The organism is Pseudomonas sp. D8002 (assembly GCF_013385695.1).
Classification (GTDB): Bacteria; Pseudomonadota; Gammaproteobacteria; order Pseudomonadales; family Pseudomonadaceae; genus Aquipseudomonas.
Genome location: NZ_JACAPM010000051.1, coordinates 79,628 through 97,769, shown reverse-complemented (window position 1 = coordinate 97,769; position 18,142 = coordinate 79,628). Strand labels below are relative to the sequence as shown.

General features: G+C 61.4%; 15 protein-coding genes and 1 pseudogene. 5 read left to right on the top strand and 11 right to left on the bottom strand.

What is annotated here, in order from left to right; all coding sequences use genetic code 11:
* Positions 1–56: 56 nt before the first annotated feature.
* On the bottom strand, positions 57–1,052 hold the full coding sequence (locus tag HX807_RS27630; RefSeq protein ID WP_177051717.1) for a succinylglutamate desuccinylase/aspartoacylase family protein: 996 nt from the start codon (positions 1,050–1,052) through the stop codon (positions 57–59).
* 74 nt (positions 1,053–1,126) lie between these two features.
* On the opposite strand from HX807_RS27630, the pseudogene HX807_RS31815 reads away from it, so the two are divergent.
* A pseudogene (locus HX807_RS31815) lies at positions 1,127–1,639 on the top strand (TetR family transcriptional regulator C-terminal domain-containing protein); the annotation flags it as partial.
* On the opposite strand, the gene HX807_RS27625 reads toward HX807_RS31815, so the two are convergent.
* The 7 genes from HX807_RS27625 to HX807_RS27595 all read right to left on the bottom strand — a co-directional run bounded on the left by HX807_RS27625 (position 1,595) and on the right by HX807_RS27595 (position 8,970).
* Entirely contained in the window at positions 1,595–2,593 is a 999-nt protein-coding gene (locus HX807_RS27625; protein WP_177051715.1) for a DMT family transporter, read from the bottom strand. The pseudogene HX807_RS31815 and the gene HX807_RS27625 sit on opposite strands and share 45 nt — an antisense overlap.
* Positions 2,590–3,288, bottom strand: coding sequence for an ABC transporter permease (locus HX807_RS27620; protein ID WP_003217050.1), 699 nt, complete (start codon positions 3,286–3,288; stop codon positions 2,590–2,592). The genes HX807_RS27625 and HX807_RS27620 overlap by 4 nt, the downstream gene beginning before the upstream one ends.
* Positions 3,289–3,295: 7 nt before the next feature.
* The gene (locus tag HX807_RS27615) at positions 3,296–4,000 is read right to left on the bottom strand and encodes an ABC transporter permease (protein ID WP_003217052.1); all 705 of its coding nucleotides are present in this window, start codon (positions 3,998–4,000) and stop codon (positions 3,296–3,298) included.
* A gap of 165 nt (positions 4,001–4,165) precedes the next feature.
* Positions 4,166–5,002, bottom strand: coding sequence for a transporter substrate-binding domain-containing protein (locus tag HX807_RS27610; protein ID WP_087692319.1), 837 nt, complete (start codon positions 5,000–5,002; stop codon positions 4,166–4,168).
* Between the two features lie 25 nt (positions 5,003–5,027).
* Positions 5,028–7,022, bottom strand: coding sequence for an aminotransferase class I/II-fold pyridoxal phosphate-dependent enzyme (locus HX807_RS31845; protein ID WP_177047942.1), 1,995 nt, complete (start codon positions 7,020–7,022; stop codon positions 5,028–5,030).
* Between the two features lie 103 nt (positions 7,023–7,125).
* Positions 7,126–7,917 carry a CDP-diacylglycerol diphosphatase gene (locus HX807_RS27600; RefSeq protein ID WP_003217058.1) on the bottom strand — a complete coding sequence of 264 codons (792 nt, stop codon included), beginning with the start codon at positions 7,915–7,917 and terminating at the stop codon, positions 7,126–7,128.
* 69 nt (positions 7,918–7,986) lie between these two features.
* Positions 7,987–8,970 (bottom strand): aldo/keto reductase, encoded by a 984-nt coding sequence (locus HX807_RS27595; protein ID WP_177051713.1) that lies wholly within the window; start codon positions 8,968–8,970, stop codon positions 7,987–7,989.
* Positions 8,971–9,081: 111 nt separating this feature from the next.
* Between HX807_RS27595 and HX807_RS27590 the strand changes: the two genes are divergently transcribed.
* From HX807_RS27590 to HX807_RS27580, 3 genes are all read left to right on the top strand, one after another.
* Positions 9,082–9,993 carry a LysR family transcriptional regulator gene (locus tag HX807_RS27590; RefSeq protein ID WP_177051711.1) on the top strand — a complete coding sequence of 304 codons (912 nt, stop codon included), beginning with the start codon at positions 9,082–9,084 and terminating at the stop codon, positions 9,991–9,993.
* 138 nt (positions 9,994–10,131) lie between these two features.
* A complete protein-coding gene (locus HX807_RS27585; protein WP_256349599.1) occupies positions 10,132–13,887 on the top strand; it encodes a hypothetical protein in 3,756 nt (1,251 codons plus the stop codon).
* Positions 13,888–13,985: 98 nt separating this feature from the next.
* A complete protein-coding gene (locus tag HX807_RS27580; RefSeq protein WP_177010015.1) occupies positions 13,986–15,332 on the top strand; it encodes a sodium:proton antiporter in 1,347 nt (448 codons plus the stop codon).
* Between the two features lie 3 nt (positions 15,333–15,335).
* On the opposite strand, the gene HX807_RS27575 is transcribed toward HX807_RS27580, so the two are convergent.
* From HX807_RS27575 to HX807_RS27565, 3 genes are all read right to left on the bottom strand, one after another.
* A complete protein-coding gene (locus HX807_RS27575; protein ID WP_003217070.1) occupies positions 15,336–15,476 on the bottom strand; it encodes a hypothetical protein in 141 nt (46 codons plus the stop codon).
* Between the two features lie 11 nt (positions 15,477–15,487).
* Entirely contained in the window at positions 15,488–15,700 is a 213-nt protein-coding gene (locus HX807_RS27570) for a hypothetical protein (protein WP_177051709.1), read from the bottom strand.
* Between the two features lie 72 nt (positions 15,701–15,772).
* Entirely contained in the window at positions 15,773–16,318 is a 546-nt protein-coding gene (locus HX807_RS27565; RefSeq protein ID WP_003217074.1) for a hypothetical protein, read from the bottom strand.
* Positions 16,319–16,731: 413 nt separating this feature from the next.
* On the opposite strand from HX807_RS27565, the gene HX807_RS27560 reads away from it, so the two are divergent.
* Positions 16,732–18,141, top strand: coding sequence for a circularly permuted type 2 ATP-grasp protein (locus tag HX807_RS27560; protein ID WP_177051707.1), 1,410 nt, complete (start codon positions 16,732–16,734; stop codon positions 18,139–18,141).
* Position 18,142: the final 1 nt, after the last annotated feature.

Here is an 18,142-nt window from a genome sequence, read left to right as displayed (position 1 = left end):
CTGTAAGAGCGGAACCAATACCAGCCATAACCGAAGAAACGGATATGTACTCCCGCCTAAGGATCCAACACCCCCCCGCTGTACCCCTCAGACAACCGCGTCCCGGTAAACTTGGCCACCACCGAACCCTGTGAAACCAGCCGCTCCCGATGCCCCGTCACCATCCGCCCGGTTTGCGCCGCATGCAGCACAACCTCAGAAGCCGGATCCCCAGGCCGCCGAATAATCCGCGCAAACCGCTCACCCTCTTCCACCTGTCCACCCAAACCTTTTTCAAACACCAACACCCCGGCACACGGCGCCAGGATGGTCTCCATACAGCCCATATCCACCAGTTGCCCGTGCCATTGCGCAATCACCGGCGCCTCATCAATCACCCCGCTGGCGCAGAGCCAAGCCCAGATCCCATCACCATCCTGCCCGGCCAGGGCATCACTCACATCCGCCTGCCCACGCAATTCAATCGTCGCCGCCAACCGCGGCTGCCCATGATCAATGATGGTCTCCTCAAACGACCCATCACCACCCTCGTCCCAGACAATCACCACATCCACCTGCAACGCCGCCGCAAGCGCCCGGCCCGCGGGCCAAAAGCTGCGGTGGATGTAGAGATATGGCAGGGCTTCATCATCGGTGTGCAGGTCCAGCACCAGGTCAGCATCGGCGGCCAGTTGCACCAGGCTTTTCTGCCATTGCGCCAGGTTGCTGGCTGGCCGCTCCATGGCCAATGAATGATCAAACGCCCGGTTGAAATTCTGCCCGGTGGCTTCGTGAAACCGCCCCAACAACCGCCCCTGGCGAAACTGGCCAATGCCAAACGGGTTGGCCTGGGGCACCACCGTCACCGTGCCCTTGAGCCGGCCCTGATCCTGGCAGGCCTGCAAACGCGGCAGCAGTTGATGCAACACCAACATCCCGGCGATTTCATCGGCATGCACACCGGCCTGCAGGTGCACCCGAGGGCCGTCGCCGTCACCCTCGAAGCGCCAGGCGCCAATGTGCAGGGTGTTCCCGGAATCCCCGGGGACTTGCCACGAAAGGTCTTTTGCCATGCCGTTGCCCTCCTCTTGTTGGTTCTGCAGGTATATATTGAACACACGTTCAACCATCTATCTTCACCGAGGGTGTGCCTGTGGCCGAAGACCGTCGCGACCTGTTGATTGCCGCCACCCTCACCAGCCTCGCCCGTGACGGGCATGCCGGCATTTCCGTGCGGCGCATCGCCGCTGAAGCCGGGGTTTCGGTGGGGTTGCTCAATCACCATTTCGGCAGCATCGATGCACTGATCGCCGAGACCTACCACAAACTCGCCAGCGAACTGACCACCGCCCTGTGGCAGGAAGTCGACCAGGCCGTGGGCCCTGCCGCGCGGCTCGATGCATTCCTCGCCGGCTCGTTTTCCTCGCGGGTCATGGACCCGAAACTGTTGGGCGTCTGGGTGGTGTTCTGGAGCCTGATCCGCCACTCGAACCACGTGAATGACTCCCATGAAAAAAGCTACCGCGCCTACCTCGACCTGATCCGCCAGTTGCTCGACGACCTGGCCGAGAGCGAAGGCTTCGTGATCCACGACACGCGCCTGGCCGCCATCGGCTTATCGGCGATGCTCGACGGACTCTGGCTCGAGTGGTGCCTCAACCCCGGCACCTTCAGCCCCGCCAACGGGCTGCACATCTGCCGTTGCTGGATACAGGGGCTGCGTCACGGAGCATTCGGCGCCGACCACATCCTGTGACACCGGGTGCCGGGCGCTGAGCATGGCCAGGGTGCCGCTGATGGCGATCAGCACGGCGCCGAAAATCAGCGACACGTCCATCACCGTGCCCCAGACCAGGCTCGACAGCAGGAACGCCCAGATCAAACCAGTGTATTCAAACGGCGCCAGCAGCGTCGCCGTGGCCCGGCGGAAGCTCGCAAACAGCAGGAACTGGCCAATCCCGCCCACCAGCCCCGCGCCGAGCATGCCCAACCATGCCGGGGTCGGCGATGGCGTGTGGGTCCAGGGCAGCGTCAGCGCCATGCAGATCACAAACACCACATTGGTGATCAGCATCTGCTCCAGCACCGAGGTGTTGTCGTCCACCTGGCGCAACTGGATATAGGTAAACGCCCAGCACAGTGCTGCCGCCAATGTCAGGGCGATTGGCAACGGATCGAGCATGTTGCTGGGGCGACAAGCGATCACCACGCCGACAAAGCCGATGATCAGCGAAATCCACTGGCCGCGACTGGCGCGCTCCTTGAGGATCAATGCCGCGAGCAACGTGACCATGATCGGTGCGGAAAAATACAGCGTGGTCATTTCCGCCAGGGTCAGGTCTCTGGCGGCGGTGTAGTACAGCAGCCAGGCCAGCAGCGACAGCAGGCCGCGGATGATCAACAGCTTGCGGCTGACCGAGTACCAGGCTCGCTTGAGCAAACCCATTCGCCCGGCGATCACGCACGCGGCGACCACCACCAGGCTGCGCCAGAACAGGATGGTAAACACTGAATAGTCGGCCACCAGCCATTTGATCCCGGCGTCCTGCAGCGCCAGGAACGCATAGGCCAGCGAGCACAGGGCAATCCCTTGCAACGAGCGATCGGTTTTCATCCGGCAGACCTGCGCAACGGTGTGCCGCGTCGCTCGGCAATGGCGTACAGGGCTTCAATCAAAAAGGTCAGGCACAGGTAGACCCCGGCCACGAGCAGCAGCGGCTGGTAGATCTGCAAGGTCTGGGCGCGTACCACGTTGGCGGCGCCAAGCAGGTCGACCACGGCAATGGTCGAGGCCAGCGCCGTGGACTTGAGCAGCATCACCGTCTCCCCCGCCAGGGTCGGCAGCAGCAGGCGCATGGCCCGTGGCAGGCGCACCCGCAACAGTGCCTGGCGTGGCGTCATGCCGAACGCCGAGGCGGCTTCCATTTCACCCTTGGGCACGGCCAGCAGCCCGCCGCGAATCACTTCACCGACGTACGCGCCCACCGACAACACCAGGGCGAACACGATGTACCAGTAACCGTCCCGCAGGAACGGCCAGAGGAAACTCCCGCGAATCATCGGGAACTGGGCAAACAGGCTGCCCAGGCCGTAATAGAAGATGTAGATCTGGATCAGCAACGGCGTTCCCCGCAGCACACTGGTGTAGCCCAGTGCGCAACGGGCCAGCCACTTGCGCCGGGACAGCCGCGCCAGCGCTACCAGCACCGCCAGGGCGAAGCCGAGCACTGCCGAGATCACCAGCAGCGACAGCGTCGTCTGCAAGCCCTTGGCGATCAGTCCTGCGTAATAACTTATCCACTCAGGCATGTGCGGCTCACTCGACAACCGGCATCCAGCGACGAATACGTCGCTCCAGGCGCCCGGACAGGTAGTTGGAGGCCAGTGTCACCAGGTAATACAAGGCGGCGGCCGTGAGGTAGAACAACAGGTAATGCCGGGTCGAGCCCGCCGCCTGTTTGGCGGTGTACAGCAGTTCGTTGGTGCCCACTACGCTGATCAGCGCGCTGTCCTTGATCAGATTGATCCACAGGTTGGACATCCCCGCCAGGGCGTATGGCGCCATGATCGGCAGGGTCACCCGACGGAACAGGCCAAAGCCGCTCAAGCCAAACGCCCGCGCCGCTTCGATCTGGCCATGGGGAATCGCGAGGATCGCCGCGCGGAAAATCTCCGAGGCGTACGCGCCTTGCACCAGCCCCAGTACCAGGACCGCTACCAGCGGGCCGCTGATGTTGAACTGCGCAAACCCCAGCCACAGCATCAATGCGTTGAGGCCCATCGAGCCTGCGTAATACAGCAGCAGGATCAGCAGCAACTCGGGCACCGCGCGAAACACCGTGGTGTAGCCGCGCATCAGCATGGCTATCGGGCGCGGTGCACTGAGCTTGGCGCAGGCCACCACCAGGCCGATCAGCAGCCCCACCGCAAACGAGCCGGCGGAGATCTGCAGGGTCATCCATAACCCCTTGAGCAATGCGTTGCCCCAACCTTGTTCGCTGAAGCTGAGTAGATCGAACATCGCGGCTCCCTATTTCGATGACACGCAATGACCCTGTGACGAGGGAGCTTGCTGTGGCGAGGGAGCTTGCTCCCGCTGGACTGCGTAGCAGGCCCATTTTTTGGGGGCGCTTCGCACCCCAGCGGGAGCAAGCTCCCTCGCCACAAGCACTCCCTTTCTACCGGGTTAGTTTGTGTAGGGGCTGTCGCAGACTTTGCTCACATAGGCAGGCGTATCGGCGCGTTTGCACGGGCTCACCGATACCCCAAACACGCTCTGGGACAGGTCGGCGTAGTCCTTGCTCACCAGCAACTCACCGATGGCCTTGTCGAGCCGGGCCTTGAGTTCGGTGTCTTCCTTGCGCAGGCCAGCCCCCACGCCGCGGCCGATGATCGGGTCGTAAGGCACTTCGGCGATTTCGGCCAGGCCCTGGGCCTCAGGGGTCTTGACCATCATGGCGATGGCGACGCCGTCGGCCATCATCAGGTCGGTGCGCCCGGCAATCAGGTCGGCGTTGGCCGATTCCTGGGTGTCGTAGTACTTCAGGTCAGCAATATTCTCGTAGTACTTCTTCAGGTAGTTGGCGCTGACCGTAGAGATCTGCACGCCGATGATCTTGCCCTTCAGCCCTGCCGGCGAGACTTCGACCGTGGTGCCCTTGGGGCCGGCAATGCCCAGCAGCGAATCGTAGTAGGCGCGGCTGAAGGCGATCTGTTTTTCGCGCTCTTCGGTGACCGACATCGAGGAGAAAATCACGTCGATTTTCTTCGCCAGCAGTGACGGAATAATCCCGTCCCAGGCCACTTCCTTGATCTGGCACTCAGCCTTCATCAAGCCGCAGAGCTTATGAATCAGGTCGACTTCAAAGCCCGTCCACTCACCATTGCCGCCCTTCACCGTGAACGGTGGGTAGGGTTCTGCCGCCACCGCGAACACAATGGGTTTCTCCGCCGCCAACGCAGTACCTGCCGCCAGCATCAACACAGCACTGCTCAACCACTTTGCCAATCGTTTGGATTTCATGATCTTGCCCCGTCTTTTTTTGGAGTTAGCGAGTTTGATGCGCGTTGACGAACTGCCGGCAACGTTCACTGCGTGGGTCGATAAACACCGAGTCCGGCGAGCCGGTTTCCTCGATCAAGCCTTGATGCAAAAACGCGACTTTGGATGACACATCCCGGGCGAACGCCATTTCATGGGTCACCAGGATCATGGTGCGGCCTTCTTCGGCCAGGGAGCGAATCACCCGCAGGACTTCGCCCACCAGCTCCGGGTCGAGGGCCGAGGTGGGTTCGTCGAACAGCATGACTTTGGGGCGCATGGCCAGGGCTCGGGCGATGGCCACCCGCTGCTGCTGGCCGCCGGAGAGGAACGCCGGGTATTCATTGCGCTTGGCGGCCAGGCCAACCCGGTCGAGCAAGGCTTCGGCGCGCTCGATGGCTTCGGCCCGGCTTTCGCGCAGCACCTGGATCGGCGCTTCGATCAGGTTCTCCAGCACGGTGCGATGGGGCCACAGGTTGAAGTTCTGGAACACCATGCCGAGTGTCGAGCGAATCCGCACCAGTTGCCTGGCGTCGGCCACCAGCGGTGCGCCGGGCCGGCCGTAGTTGAGCTTGATGCTTTCACCGTCGACGTGGATGCTGCCCTGGTCCGGCACTTCGAGCATGTTGATGCAGCGCAGCAAGGTGCTTTTGCCCGAGCCGCTGGCGCCGATCAGCGAGATCACCTCGCCTTCGTGGGCGGTCAGGGAGATGCCCTTGAGCACCTCGATATTGCCAAAGCGTTTATGCAGGTCGAGCACCTCGATCATCTTCTTCGCAGCCACCGGCTGTACGCTGATGATTTTCGCCGCAGGCTCGATTCGCGGTTCTCCGGCGAGCTTGGCGACGAAGCGGCTGATACGTTCACAGGCTTCGGCCAGTCGCGCTTCACCCAGGGTAAACGACAGCCGCACAAAACCCTGGGCCGGTTCGCCGAAGGCCGCGGCATCCAGCACGGAAACCCCGGCTTCGCGGAACAGCCGCCAGGCGAAATCCAGGGAGCCGAGGCCGGTATCCCGCACATCCACCAACACGAACATGCCTGCCTGCGGGGCCCGCACGTGAATGCCCGGGCAACCGCCGAGGCCTGCTACCACCAGGTCGCGGCGGCGGCGGTAGGTTTCGCGCATGCCCTGGGTGACTTCATCGTGGGCCAGCACGGCGGCGGTCGCGGCCTCCATCACGAACCCCGGCAAGCCGTAGAGCATGCTCAATACCAGGGTTTCCGCGTGGGCCACCATCGCAGGCGCGGCGACGATCCAGCCGATGCGCCAGCCGGTCATGGCATGGGACTTGGACAGGCTGCCGATCACGATGCAGCGATCGGCCATGCCCGGCAACGCGGCCAGGCTATGGTATTCGCCATCGAACACCAGGCTTTCGTAGACCTCGTCCACCACGACCCACAGTTCATGCTCGATCGCCAGGTCGGCGATCACCTGCAATTCCTGAGGGTTGAGGACAACGCCGGTGGGATTGTTGGGGTTGGAGAAGAAGATCGCCCGGGTGCGAGGCGTAATGGCGGCAGCCAGCAGTGCCGGGTCGAGGCGAAAGCCCGAGTCGGCGGAACACGGCACCCGCACCAGCGTTGCGCCGCTGGCCTTGAGGGTCGCTTCGTAGGTGACGTACATCGGGTCGAGCACGATCACTTCATCACCGGCCTGCAACAGGCACAGCGAGGTGACGAACAAGGCGTTCTGCGCACCGGCCACGGTGATGACGTTTTCAGCGTCGAGCGGGCGAGCCAGGGACTGGCTGTAGCGCGCGGCGATGGCATCGCGCAGTGCCGGGCGGCCGGGGATTTCGGTGTAGTGGGTGTCGCCCTGGCGCAGGGCCTCGACGGCGGCGTCGGTGATGAACGAGGGTGTGGCGAAATCCGGATCGCCCACACTCAGGATGATGATGTCTTCGCCTTTGCTGCTGGCCTGGAAGGCGGCGTGGTGGATGTCCCAGGCGGCTACGCCCTGCCCTGCAATTCGCTCGACAAAAGGTGAAAACCGCATGCCAGTGCCTCTCGTTCAATCAGAAAAAGCGCAAGCCCGCCTGTTACCAGGCAGGGGGTGCAGCCAACATAATTGAAACTGAACACTCGTTCAACGGCAAACTTCACCGGATGTCGTTAACAGCTAAAACAGGTCGTTGTGGTGGTTTGTCCATCAGGTTGCACTGGCGGTCCTGCAGTTCTTCGGCGGAGGCCAGGTTCCATTCCTTGAGCGTCAACCGCGTGGTCAACAGTACGAAGTTGCCGTTCGCCGCCGGTGCCAACAGCAAGCTGTAACTGGCCATGGCGTCGCCCTGGGCCTGCACGTAGTCATTCAGGATGGCCAATGGGTCGCGCAGGTCGAATTCCACCGCCGACAACGTACGGGCACTGTAGGTATGCCCCTGCAGTTTTACCGGCAGGGTTTGCCAGTGCTCGTCGAGGGTTGCCGCGCGTTCATTGAGGGTGTTGAAAATGTCGGGGCGCAGGCAGGCGATATGAATGTGCAACTGGTTTTGCGTGCGGCCATACCGCGAGTTGATCGCCAGGGATACATAACGGTCGGCAATCGGTGTTTGCAGGCCGGCCGAGAGTACATCGTGGTGTTTCCAGGCCTGGGCAAAGTAATGCGGCAACAAGTCCCGGGCCAGCGCGACGTCTTCGATTCCGGTGACTTTATCGGTGGGGATCAGTAAGTCCTGGTACGGGCCGTTGAGGTCCTTGAGCAGCGCGAACCCCTTGTCCGGATCAACCTCGAGGCAGGGGCGCGGATTCTGGTGCTGGTTCTGGTCGGGCACGCATTGACGGCTGACGATCTGCCACAGCACATCGGGATTGCCGCGCCATTTCCAGGCGGCTGCCACCGCCACCACACACAGCAAACCACCCATGATCTTGAACAAGGGACCGCGCTTCATGCCAAAAACCTCAACGCCAAAGGAATGTCTTTTGTGTTTTGCAGCTGCAAGACATCCCTGTCGCAAAGGTTAACGCTGGGCCGGGGCCATGAACTCCGGCCCTACCGGGTCTTTTATCGTGCTGGCCAGAATACGGTCGATATGTTGCAGGTCATCGGCCGTGAGCTGCCAGCCGAACGCATCTTCAACGCCTTTGAGCTGCTCCGGCCGGCGGGCGCCCCACAGTGCAACCGTGGGGCCCTGGTCCAGCACCCAGCGCAACGCCAGGGCCAGCACAGACTTGCCGTGGCATTCGCGAGCGTATACGTCCAATGCCGCGACCGCCGCCAGGTACTGCTCAAAGCGTGGCGCCTTGAATTTCGGGTCGAGCTTGCGCACGTCATCCCCGGTAAAACCCGTGGCCGCGTGCATGCTGCCGCTCAACAAACCCCGGCACAGCGAACCGTAAGCCAAAACCACCAGTGAATTTTGCTTGGCGTACGGCAGGATATCGCTGTCGATCGCCCGCTCAAACAGGTTGTAGGGCGGCTGCACGGTGTCCAGGTGCGTGTACTGGCGGAAATCGTCCATTTGCGCAGGCGAATAATTGCTCACCCCCACGGTAAGGATCTTGCCTTCACGGCGCAGTTTTTCCAGCTCGCCGGCGGTTTCCTCCTGGGCTACCAACGGGTCGGGCCAGTGAATCTGGTAGAGGTCGATGTAGTCGGTTTCGAGGCGCAGCAGTGAGTCATCGATTTCCTTGCGGATACGTCGGGCCGTGGCATTGCGGCGCACCGTGCCGTCGTCCCATTGCAACCCGGCCTTGGTGGCGATCACCGCCGTGTGGCGTACACCGCGCAGGGCCCGGCCGATCAGTTCTTCCGACAGCCCAAGGCCGTAGACCGGCGCACTGTCGATAAAGTTGATGCCGCTGGCCAGCGCATGGCGAATGGTCTTGACCGAGACCTCATTATCGGCGCCGCCCCACATCGAGCCACCCATGGACCAGGTGCCCAGGGCAATCCGCGAGACGGCCTTGTCGATGCCCGGGATCTTGATGGTTTCGATACTCATGAAAAAGCCTCCGCCAGAAACAATCAGTAAAAAAACGATTACTCTAGATCATCCGTGGTTGAATCGGGCTCAACGCCGCGTGCAACCCAAACCCCATAAAAGGTGCTTGATATGGCTACGTTCAATCGCTCCGAGTTGGCCGACCTGAATGTCTTCATGGCGATCATCCGTCGCCGCAGTTTCCGGCATGCCGCCAATGAACTTGGCGTCACCACCTCGGCCCTGAGCCACACCATGCGCAACCTGGAAACGCGCCTGGGGGTCAAATTGCTGTATCGCACCAGCCGCGCCGTAGAGCCTACCGATGCCGGCGTGGTACTGGCGGAAAAACTCAGTGCCGGCTTTGCGACGATCCAGGACGGCCTCGACACCCTCGAACTGTACCGCGAGGCGCCGATTGGCCGCCTGCGCCTGAACGTACCCCGGGATGCCGCGGTGCTGCTGATTTCGCCGGTGCTCGGCGAGTTCACCCGCACCTACCCGCAACTGCGCCTGGACGTGATGATCGAGGACCGCATGCTCGACATCGTCGCAGAGGGCTACGACGCAGGGATCCGCTATGGCGCCACGGTGCCCCAGGACATGGTGGCCGTGCCGCTGACCGGCGAGCTGCGCTGGATCATGGTCGCCTCCCCGGCCTACCTCGCACAGGCAGGGACACCTGCAGTGCCCAGGGACTTGCTCACGCACTCCTGTGTACGCATGTACCTGGGCGACAAGACCACCTACAAATGGGAACTGGGCAATGGCGTACGCCAGCAGCGGCTCGATGTGCCCGGCCACTTCAGCGCGGCCGACACCCAGACCATCGTTGATGCGGCCCTGCAAGGCGTGGGTATCGCCTACTGCCTGGAGAATCGCGTGCTGGCGGAACTGGCCGACGGGCGCCTGGTGGAAGTGCTGCCCGACTGGGCCTGCATCGGCGCGCCGCTGTGCATGTACTACCCCAGCCGGCGTCAGTCGCAGCCGGGATTGCGCCAGCTGATCGACATGATTCGGCTGAGGACCGCGGCGCACCCTTAGCATGGGCGCGTAAAACGCCGTATCAAACTGCATGCCAGTGGGATGGAATCGCTGAGGGGGCATCGGGTACGAAGAGTTACACCCGCTGGAGCGAAGCGCTGCTTGGGTGTACTCGATAAATTACCGGATCCCCCTCCTATGACAATTGCTCCTACTCAGGCTACGGCTTCTTTCATTCCTTTGAACGCACCTGACAAGCCGCTTCCCCCGGCGCGGCTCCAGGCCGCAGCGCCGGAAAATGCCGCGCCAGGCTCCCCCGGGACCAGGATCCCCAGCCCGCGTGCCGATGCCGACGGTGAACTGGCAGGCCAGGTAGCCAGCGCGCTGCGTCAGGTCAAGGGCGACGGCCATGACGACGCGATCATGGTCGAGAACATTCCGCCGAACTCAACGTTCGGGCAGTGGTGGTCGCAGTTGGGGCGTGCCATGGAGTCCCCGCAAGTCCGTGACTGGATGAGGGAAAACGGGATAAACCCCAATTCAGTGATGATTGACCCCAATACCGGGAAGATCACCTACCAGCGCAGGCCCTCCGCCGCCGCGCAACCCAACGGCCCCGATGACAAAGGCTGGGCGCAGGTGGGCGCACAGGTCAGGGACGCCGCACGCGTTATCGGCGACGGTAACCCGATCCCCTTCAAACCGCCGCTCTCCCAAAACAGCAACAGTGCCCCCCTGTGGTTGGTGAGCCAATTCTACAAAGAGCAAGAACATATCCTGCCGGATCATGCCCACGAGCGTGCAGATGAGTTGGCGCGCGACAAAGCTTTTACCGGCGTGAGCGGCCCGCGTTTTGCGGACCTGCACGAAACCCGTGGTGAGGATGAGGTTGAGCGCCAGAAAGCCCTGGTGGGCAATACCCAGACGCTGAACACCGTGGGGCGTGAACTCAATTACCTGCTTGAGCGGATTCGATCGGGCAGCATTGGGAGCGGTGACGTTCTCGACTACCTGCAAAAGAATAAAGTCGAGCTTCACCCCGACAGCGCTTACCGCCAGGTCGGGAGCACCGACTCAGGGAGCACCATTAGCCTCAAGGAATTCCTTGAGATCAATGGCTGGGACGTGCCAACCACGCCCGAGGAGGTGGAGAACCTGACGAATTATCTGCTCAGGCCTGAACTCCAGACGCCGCTCCATGGCAATTATGGCGGTGCGCTGGAATGGCAGCCCCCACTTGCGCCCGAGGCGGCGAATCAGCTGCGGTCCGACCTGCGCCGCGGCAAGATCGGCGACGTTGATTTGAACGGCGCCAGGAACGTAGTGGAATACCTCATGCAGGGCAAGTCGTTCACGCCTTCCGAGCTGGCTGACCCGCAGCGGGTGCTCGACTCGCTGATCCGCTCCCCCAAGGGCAAGGCGTTGGGCGAGGCCCTCCAGGCAAAATTTGACGCGCAGTCCATCAAAGGCAGTGCCACTGATTGGCTGTTGGCGGCCATGAGTGTGGACAAAGACAACTCGTTCCGCGCGACAGACCCCAGGTCCAGGCATCACATCGCCGGTTTTGCCGTGACCGGGAACAGTACCTGGGGCAAACCCGCCTCCGGTATCGTCAGCCGGTTGGCTGAACATCTTGTCAGCACCGGCAAGGCATCGTCACCCGAGGCAGCGGCGCTACAAGCGCATCTGCTGCTCTCCACCCGCGCTCCGGAGTTCCTGGTTAAAGACATCCCGGACCAGGTCACCCCGGGTTCCCATAGTTGGGTCAGTTTTGTCACCGCGGTAGAACGCATCGAAGCGCAGTCTCCGGGTTCAACCGCAGGGATGTCCTACGGGCAGGTCATGCTCCACGCTGAGGTCGCGCCGGTCTCCGCCCAGGAGCGTTATGTCGAATATGCCGCCCAGCAAGAGGCGCTCAAGGATTGGGGAAGCGCGAACGGTATGCCGTATCCGGTGACCGAAGGCCAAATGAATGATGTACGCGATGCATTCGATGCGCAGATCACCGAACTGAGCGCGGCCAGTCAAACACAGAGCATGCCGATGCCATTACGCAAGGAAATGGCCCTGGAGCAATTGCGCAAAGCCCTGCCGGGCATGGATACGGCAACCCTGGAAGACAAGAGCATCACGCTGGAACCCGCCCATAGCGATTTCCCGGGGCCTTATTCGATCCTCGACTTGTATATGAAGGACGCGCTTCACCATCGACCTGGCGTCGAAGAACCACCGGCCGTAGGGGTACTTGGAATTGGGCCCCCGCCCCCCGCTGACAATCATTGGGTGACCTCATCCAGTACGTTGAACCTCAGCGAGGTGCTGGAAAAAACCAAAGACCTGCCAAGTATGCCGAACGTGTTCCAGGACGCGTTCGGGGAATACGCCGACGGCATCGAAAAAAGCGTCGCGACCCAGGTCAAGTGGATGGTTTCGCGGCTCCCTGAAGAAGACCGTAAAAACCTGGAATACGGCGAAATCACAGTGGTCAGGGAAGTCGACGTCGATAAGGACAACTTTGGCAAGGAAACCCGCAAGCGGGTGCCCGACGACAATTGCCTGCTGGTGAAAACCAGGCGCAACAACCAGGTGCACATCTACGAAATCAATCTCAGGACCGCAAAGATTACCGAGCGTACGGACCTGGGTGACTTCACGGCAGGCAAACAGCCTTCCAATCACACCCATTACCATAAAGACCTGGAAGAAGTCATACCTTCGGGCGAGTACGCACCCGGGTTGACGGATGAAAAAATCCAGGCCGCCAACCCCAAGAGCTTTGGCAGTGCCCGAACGTCTTATATTGCCGATGCCATGGTGAAGGATGTTGATATTCGGTCATTCAAAAAAGAGGCCGAGGGGCTCACCACGCTTGATACCGAGGTTCCATTTTACAAGAAAGTCAATGAATTCCTCCTCAACCTGATCCCCTTGAGGTCGGCAATCGTCAACTTTCAAAACGGCAACATCGGCGAAGGTGTCGGCGACCTGGCCCTGGATATATTTGGGTTTGCCGTGGGCCTCGGTGCGGCAGCCAGGGGGGCCAAGGCCGTGGCCGCCGGCGCATCGGCTTTCAGCAAGTTCGCCCAGGGCGCGAAGATTGTCGGGCGCGCGGCGCTGGGGAGTTTCAATCCGTTGAGCGGAGCTGATGATCTGGCCCGGAGTGCATTGAAGCTGGGGCGCACCACGCTGACCGCTGGACGTAACGGCGTCAATCATCTGCGTGGCGCCTTGCGCAGTGTCGACCTGACGTCACTGGCGAAAAAGCCCGGCATTGCCGAAGGCACTTACAAGGCGGCCAATGCGACCGAAGAAGCCAAGGTGTTTGCGAAGTTTGATGACGCCACCGGTAATTGGCACGCCTTGAATGTGAAAACCAGAAAGCCCTTTGGCGAGCCGCTGGAAAATTTCAAAGCTGACGCCGTGCCGGTAGAAGCGCTTCGCGACAAACTGGAGAAGCTCCATGCCAAAACGGGATACACCGGGACAATCTGCTACGAAAAAACCATGTTCGTCGGGATGGCAGACAATGCACTCCCGTTGAAAACTCGCGAGGCCGTGCTGGGCAGTGTGGTCAGGAGCGGGGATTCCAATTACACGCAACGCTACAAGGATCTGATGGGTATTACTGCCGAGAATACCTGCGCCGTATTCAGGCCCGCGGACATTACCGAATCAGGCGTTATCAATTTCATGAGCAATAGAGCAGACGGCAATATCGTACACACCGCCTATATTCAAAAGAGCAGTGATGGAAAGCTCTATATCTACAACACCAACCAAGCCGGCCTGGACAAAGCCATGTTCGATGCCACTGGCACTCTTGATCAATCGGTCGGTGCAACGGTATTCAGTCTTGATAATGACGGGCTGCAAAAGTTTCTCGACTCGGGGTTCACCTTCTCCTTCACCCCAAACAGCACCCTCAATGCCAACGTAACACGCCTGGCGACCTGACAAACCGCGCATTGCCCGAGCAGGCAATGCGCGTTTTTTGAACCTCTCTCTCCCGGCAAACCTCAAACGTTCACACAGACCATGCCCGGGACTATTCAATGACCTTCATCCTATGGATGGCCGTACTGGGCGCGGTGTTGCTCACCCTCGCCCTCACCTCCTCCTACCTGCGCTGGATGCCGGTCACCACCTCGGCGGTGTGCCTGTTGCTCGGCGTGGGTATCGGCCCGCTGGGCATGGACCTGCTGCATCTGGACATCAAGGCCTCGGCCAGTTGGATGGAACATCTGACGGAAGTCGCGGTGCTGTTTTCGCTGTTCGTCAGCGGGCTGAAACTGCGCCTGCCCCTCAAGCACCGAACCTGGCGCATTGCGTTTGGCATGGCCGGGCCGGTGATGCTCTTGACCATCCTCGGGACGTGCCTGGTGCTGCATTGGCTGCTGGGGTTGTCGTGGGGGGTTTCACTGCTGGTGGGGGCGATTCTTGCGCCCACCGACCCGGTGCTCGCGGGCCTGGTGCAGGTCAATAACGCGCAGGATTATGACGCGCTGCGCTTCGGTCTTTCCGGTGAGGCAGGCTTGAACGACGGCACGGCCTTCCCGTTCGTGATCTTTGCGCTGATTTTCATGCAGCACGGCGGGTTCGACGGTGACTGGCTGGGCGGCTGGGTGCTGAAAAACCTGCTCTGGGCCGTACCTGCCGGGTTGCTCGTGGGCTACTGGATGGGGCGTGGCATCGGTCGCGTCACCCTGAAGATGCGTATCACCAATGCCGACAGCACCCTGTCACCGAATGACTACCTGACGCTGGCCCTGATCGCCCTCGCCTATGTGGTGGCCGAAGCCATCGGCGGCTACGGCTTCCTGTCGGTATTTGCCGCCGGCCTGGGCCTGCGCCAGGCCGAGTTCAAGTCCACCGGCAACTCACAAACCCCGGCGGAACATCTGGCACAGCCGGTGGTTGGCCACATGGAAGTTGAGCCGGAGCATGCGTTGCATGGCGATGTCGGGCAACTGCAGGACACGCAGATCGCCGCCGGGGTGATGATGGGCGACATGCTCGCCTTTGGTGGGCTGGTGGAGCGTTCGATGGAAGTGTTCCTGGTGACCCTGCTGGGCGTGGTGCTGGTCAGCCATTGGGACTGGCGGGCCCTGGCGGTGGGGGCGGTGCTGTTTTGTGTGATTCGCCCCCTCAGCGTGCTGTCGATACCCTGGGGCAGCTTGCTGAATCGCCATCAGCGCGGGCTGGTGGGCTGGTTCGGGATTCGCGGGATCGGTAGCATCTACTACCTGTTCTATGCCATCAACCACGGGCTGGTGGGCACCAGCAGCGCGGTCGCGGTGAACCTGACGCTGTCAGTCATTGCCCTGAGCATCGTCGTTCATGGTCTCAGCACGCAGCCGATGCTGGCGTGGTATGAACGACGTGCCCAGGCACAACAATGACGTCTACTCCTGGTTTTCAGTGTTGCCGACGTCAGCGGCATCATCCAGGTCGTTAAGCGGTACTTCGGCATCATCCATCAATGAACCCGGGTCTTCATTGCCCGGGTCATTGAGTTCATCGTCTTCGTCTATTTCAACTGACATCACCGTCTCCTCTAACCGCCTTGGGTATCGATATCGGCATCGGTTTCAGGCTTGGGCTCGCGCTCGGGCTTGAAGTCTGGACTGTAGTCGTTTTCCTTGGCCTTGGGGTCGCTGGCAGGCGTCGGGTCTTTCGGCGCGTCGGCCGCGGTGCCGGGGGCCGGTTCGCCGCGGTCGATGGCGGGATCGTTACGGTTGCTGGTTTGCGGGTCGTTGTCTGTGCTCATGGCTCACCTCTGTTGGAAAACGCAGGCTGCGTAAAGGTAAGGTCCCGTGCGGGTCGGTGAAGTTCCAATTGCTTATGAGCCGGGGTTGTCCACCTGGATGTAAAACGCGTAGGCCCCCAGCATCACCCAGAACACCATGAACAGCCAGGGCGCGCGCATCGAGAACAACAGCGACTTGCGATAGCCCTTGTGGGACGACTCCATCTCACTGAACAGTGGCGACTCATCGTAGGCCAGGCCCATCACCGGCTCGCTGCGCAGCAGTTCGCTCTGCTTGTAATGCCAGTGGTCGATGATTTCGTAGGCCGCCCGAATCCCCGGCCAGGCGTTGAGGGAACTGAGAATGCCCAGGGTCGCCAGGAACACGGGCACCACCAGGGTGAACAGCTTGCCCCATTCAGGGTTCAGGTTGCCCATGCCGGACACGAAGGCGATCACCAGGAATGACTGGGCCGTGAGGTAGGCGTCGGTGCGGTTGGCCAGGATGCTGGTTTCGTACTGGATTTCACGCCGGTAAAAGTCGAGACGGTCCTTGGGCGAACCGAAAATCTTGGCGTTGTGTTCGCTGTGGTCGGTCAGGCTCGATTCCGGGGTGTCGGGTGAGATGATTCTGGGCACATCCGTGCTCCGTGCTGGCATTTGAAGCAGTTTAGAAGAACCGGGCTGGTGCAAAGTTCAAGTAATCAGTGCACCGTTTTGAGGCGATAGGGCCGCATCGGTGGCGCGGGAGCTTGGTGCCGCTGGACCGGGACAGCGCTTCGGTGCGCAGCGGTCTGGGTCCTTTTTGGGGCCGCTGCGCAGCCCAGCGGGAGCAAGCTCCCTCGCCACCAGGTGGATGGCACAGGCATTGCTTTAGTCCTTTATCTGCCCGGATACAGGAGCAATCGTTACCCCCCGACCCAGAGCCCACCCCAAAAGAAAGTAAGGACCAGGCCTGCTGGCACCATCAGCCACGGGCTCATAAAAAAATGCGTTTTCTAAAGCGGCAGTGCCAAAGCGCAGTTAGTCCCGGCACTGACAAGGTAATTGGAATGGCTCGATCTTTCTTTGATGAAATGAATGACGCACAAGGCGTTTGCCGTGCGCATTATCAGGAATTCTCCCGCTGGCTGGCCAACACGCCGCCAGAACTGCTGGCCCAGCGCCGCCGTGAAGCCGACCTGCTGTTTCACCGCGCGGGGATCACCTTCACCCTGTATGGCGACGAGCAAGACACCGAGCGCCTGATCCCCTTCGATATCATCCCCCGCAGCATCCCCGCCAGTGAGTGGAGTGTCATCGAGCGCGGCTGTATCCAGCGGGTGAATGCGCTGAACATGTTCCTTGCCGACATCTACCACGACCAACGCATCATCAAGGCCGGGATCATTCCCGCCGATCAGGTGCTGGGCAACGAGGGATACCAGAAGGCCATGGTCGGCCTGAACCTGCACCGCGATATCTATTCGCACATCTCCGGGGTCGACCTGGTGCGCGATGGCGACGGCACCTACTACGTGCTCGAAGACAACCTGCGTACCCCCAGCGGCGTGAGCTACATGCTCGAAGACCGCAAGATGATGATGCGCCTGTTCCCCGAGGTGTTCGCCAAGCAACGCATCGCCCCGGTGGACCACTATCCCAACCTGCTGCTCAAAACCCTGAAAAGCTCCAGCCGCCTGGACAACCCGAATGTGGTGGTGCTGACGCCGGGCCGGTTTAACAGCGCGTTCTTCGAGCATGCATTCCTGGCCCGGGAAATGGGCGTGGAGCTGGTGGAAGGCGCCGACCTGTTCGTGCACGACCTCAAGGTGTTCATGCGTACCACCGACGGCCCCAAGGCCGTGGATGTGATCTACCGCCGCATCGACGATGCCTTCCTCGACCCGCAGGCTTTCAACCCCGATTCGATGCTCGGCGTGCCCGGCCTGGTCGCGGCGTACTGCGCGGGCAACGTAGTGCTGGCGAATGCGATCGGCACCGGCGTGGCGGACGACAAGTCGATCTACCCGTACGTGCCGGAAATGATCCGGTTCTACCTGGATGAAGAGCCGGTCCTGCAAAACGTGCCGACCTTCCAGTGCCGCAAGCCGGATGAGCTGTCCCACGTACTGGCGCACCTGCCGGAGCTGGTGGTCAAGGAAACCCAGGGTTCCGGCGGCTACGGCATGCTGGTGGGCCCGGCGTCCAGCGCGGCCGAGATCGAGGACTTCCGCCAGCGTATCAAGGCCCGCCCTCATGCCTACATCGCCCAACCGACCTTGAGCCTGTCCACTTGCCCGACGTTTGTCGAAAACGGCATCGCGCCGCGGCATATCGACCTGCGACCGTTCGTGCTCTCGGGCAAGGAAACCCGCCTGGTACCCGGTGGCTTGACCCGCGTGGCGCTGCGCGAAGGCTCATTGATCGTCAACTCGTCGCAAGGCGGCGGAACCAAGGACACCTGGGTGGTGGAGGGCTGAG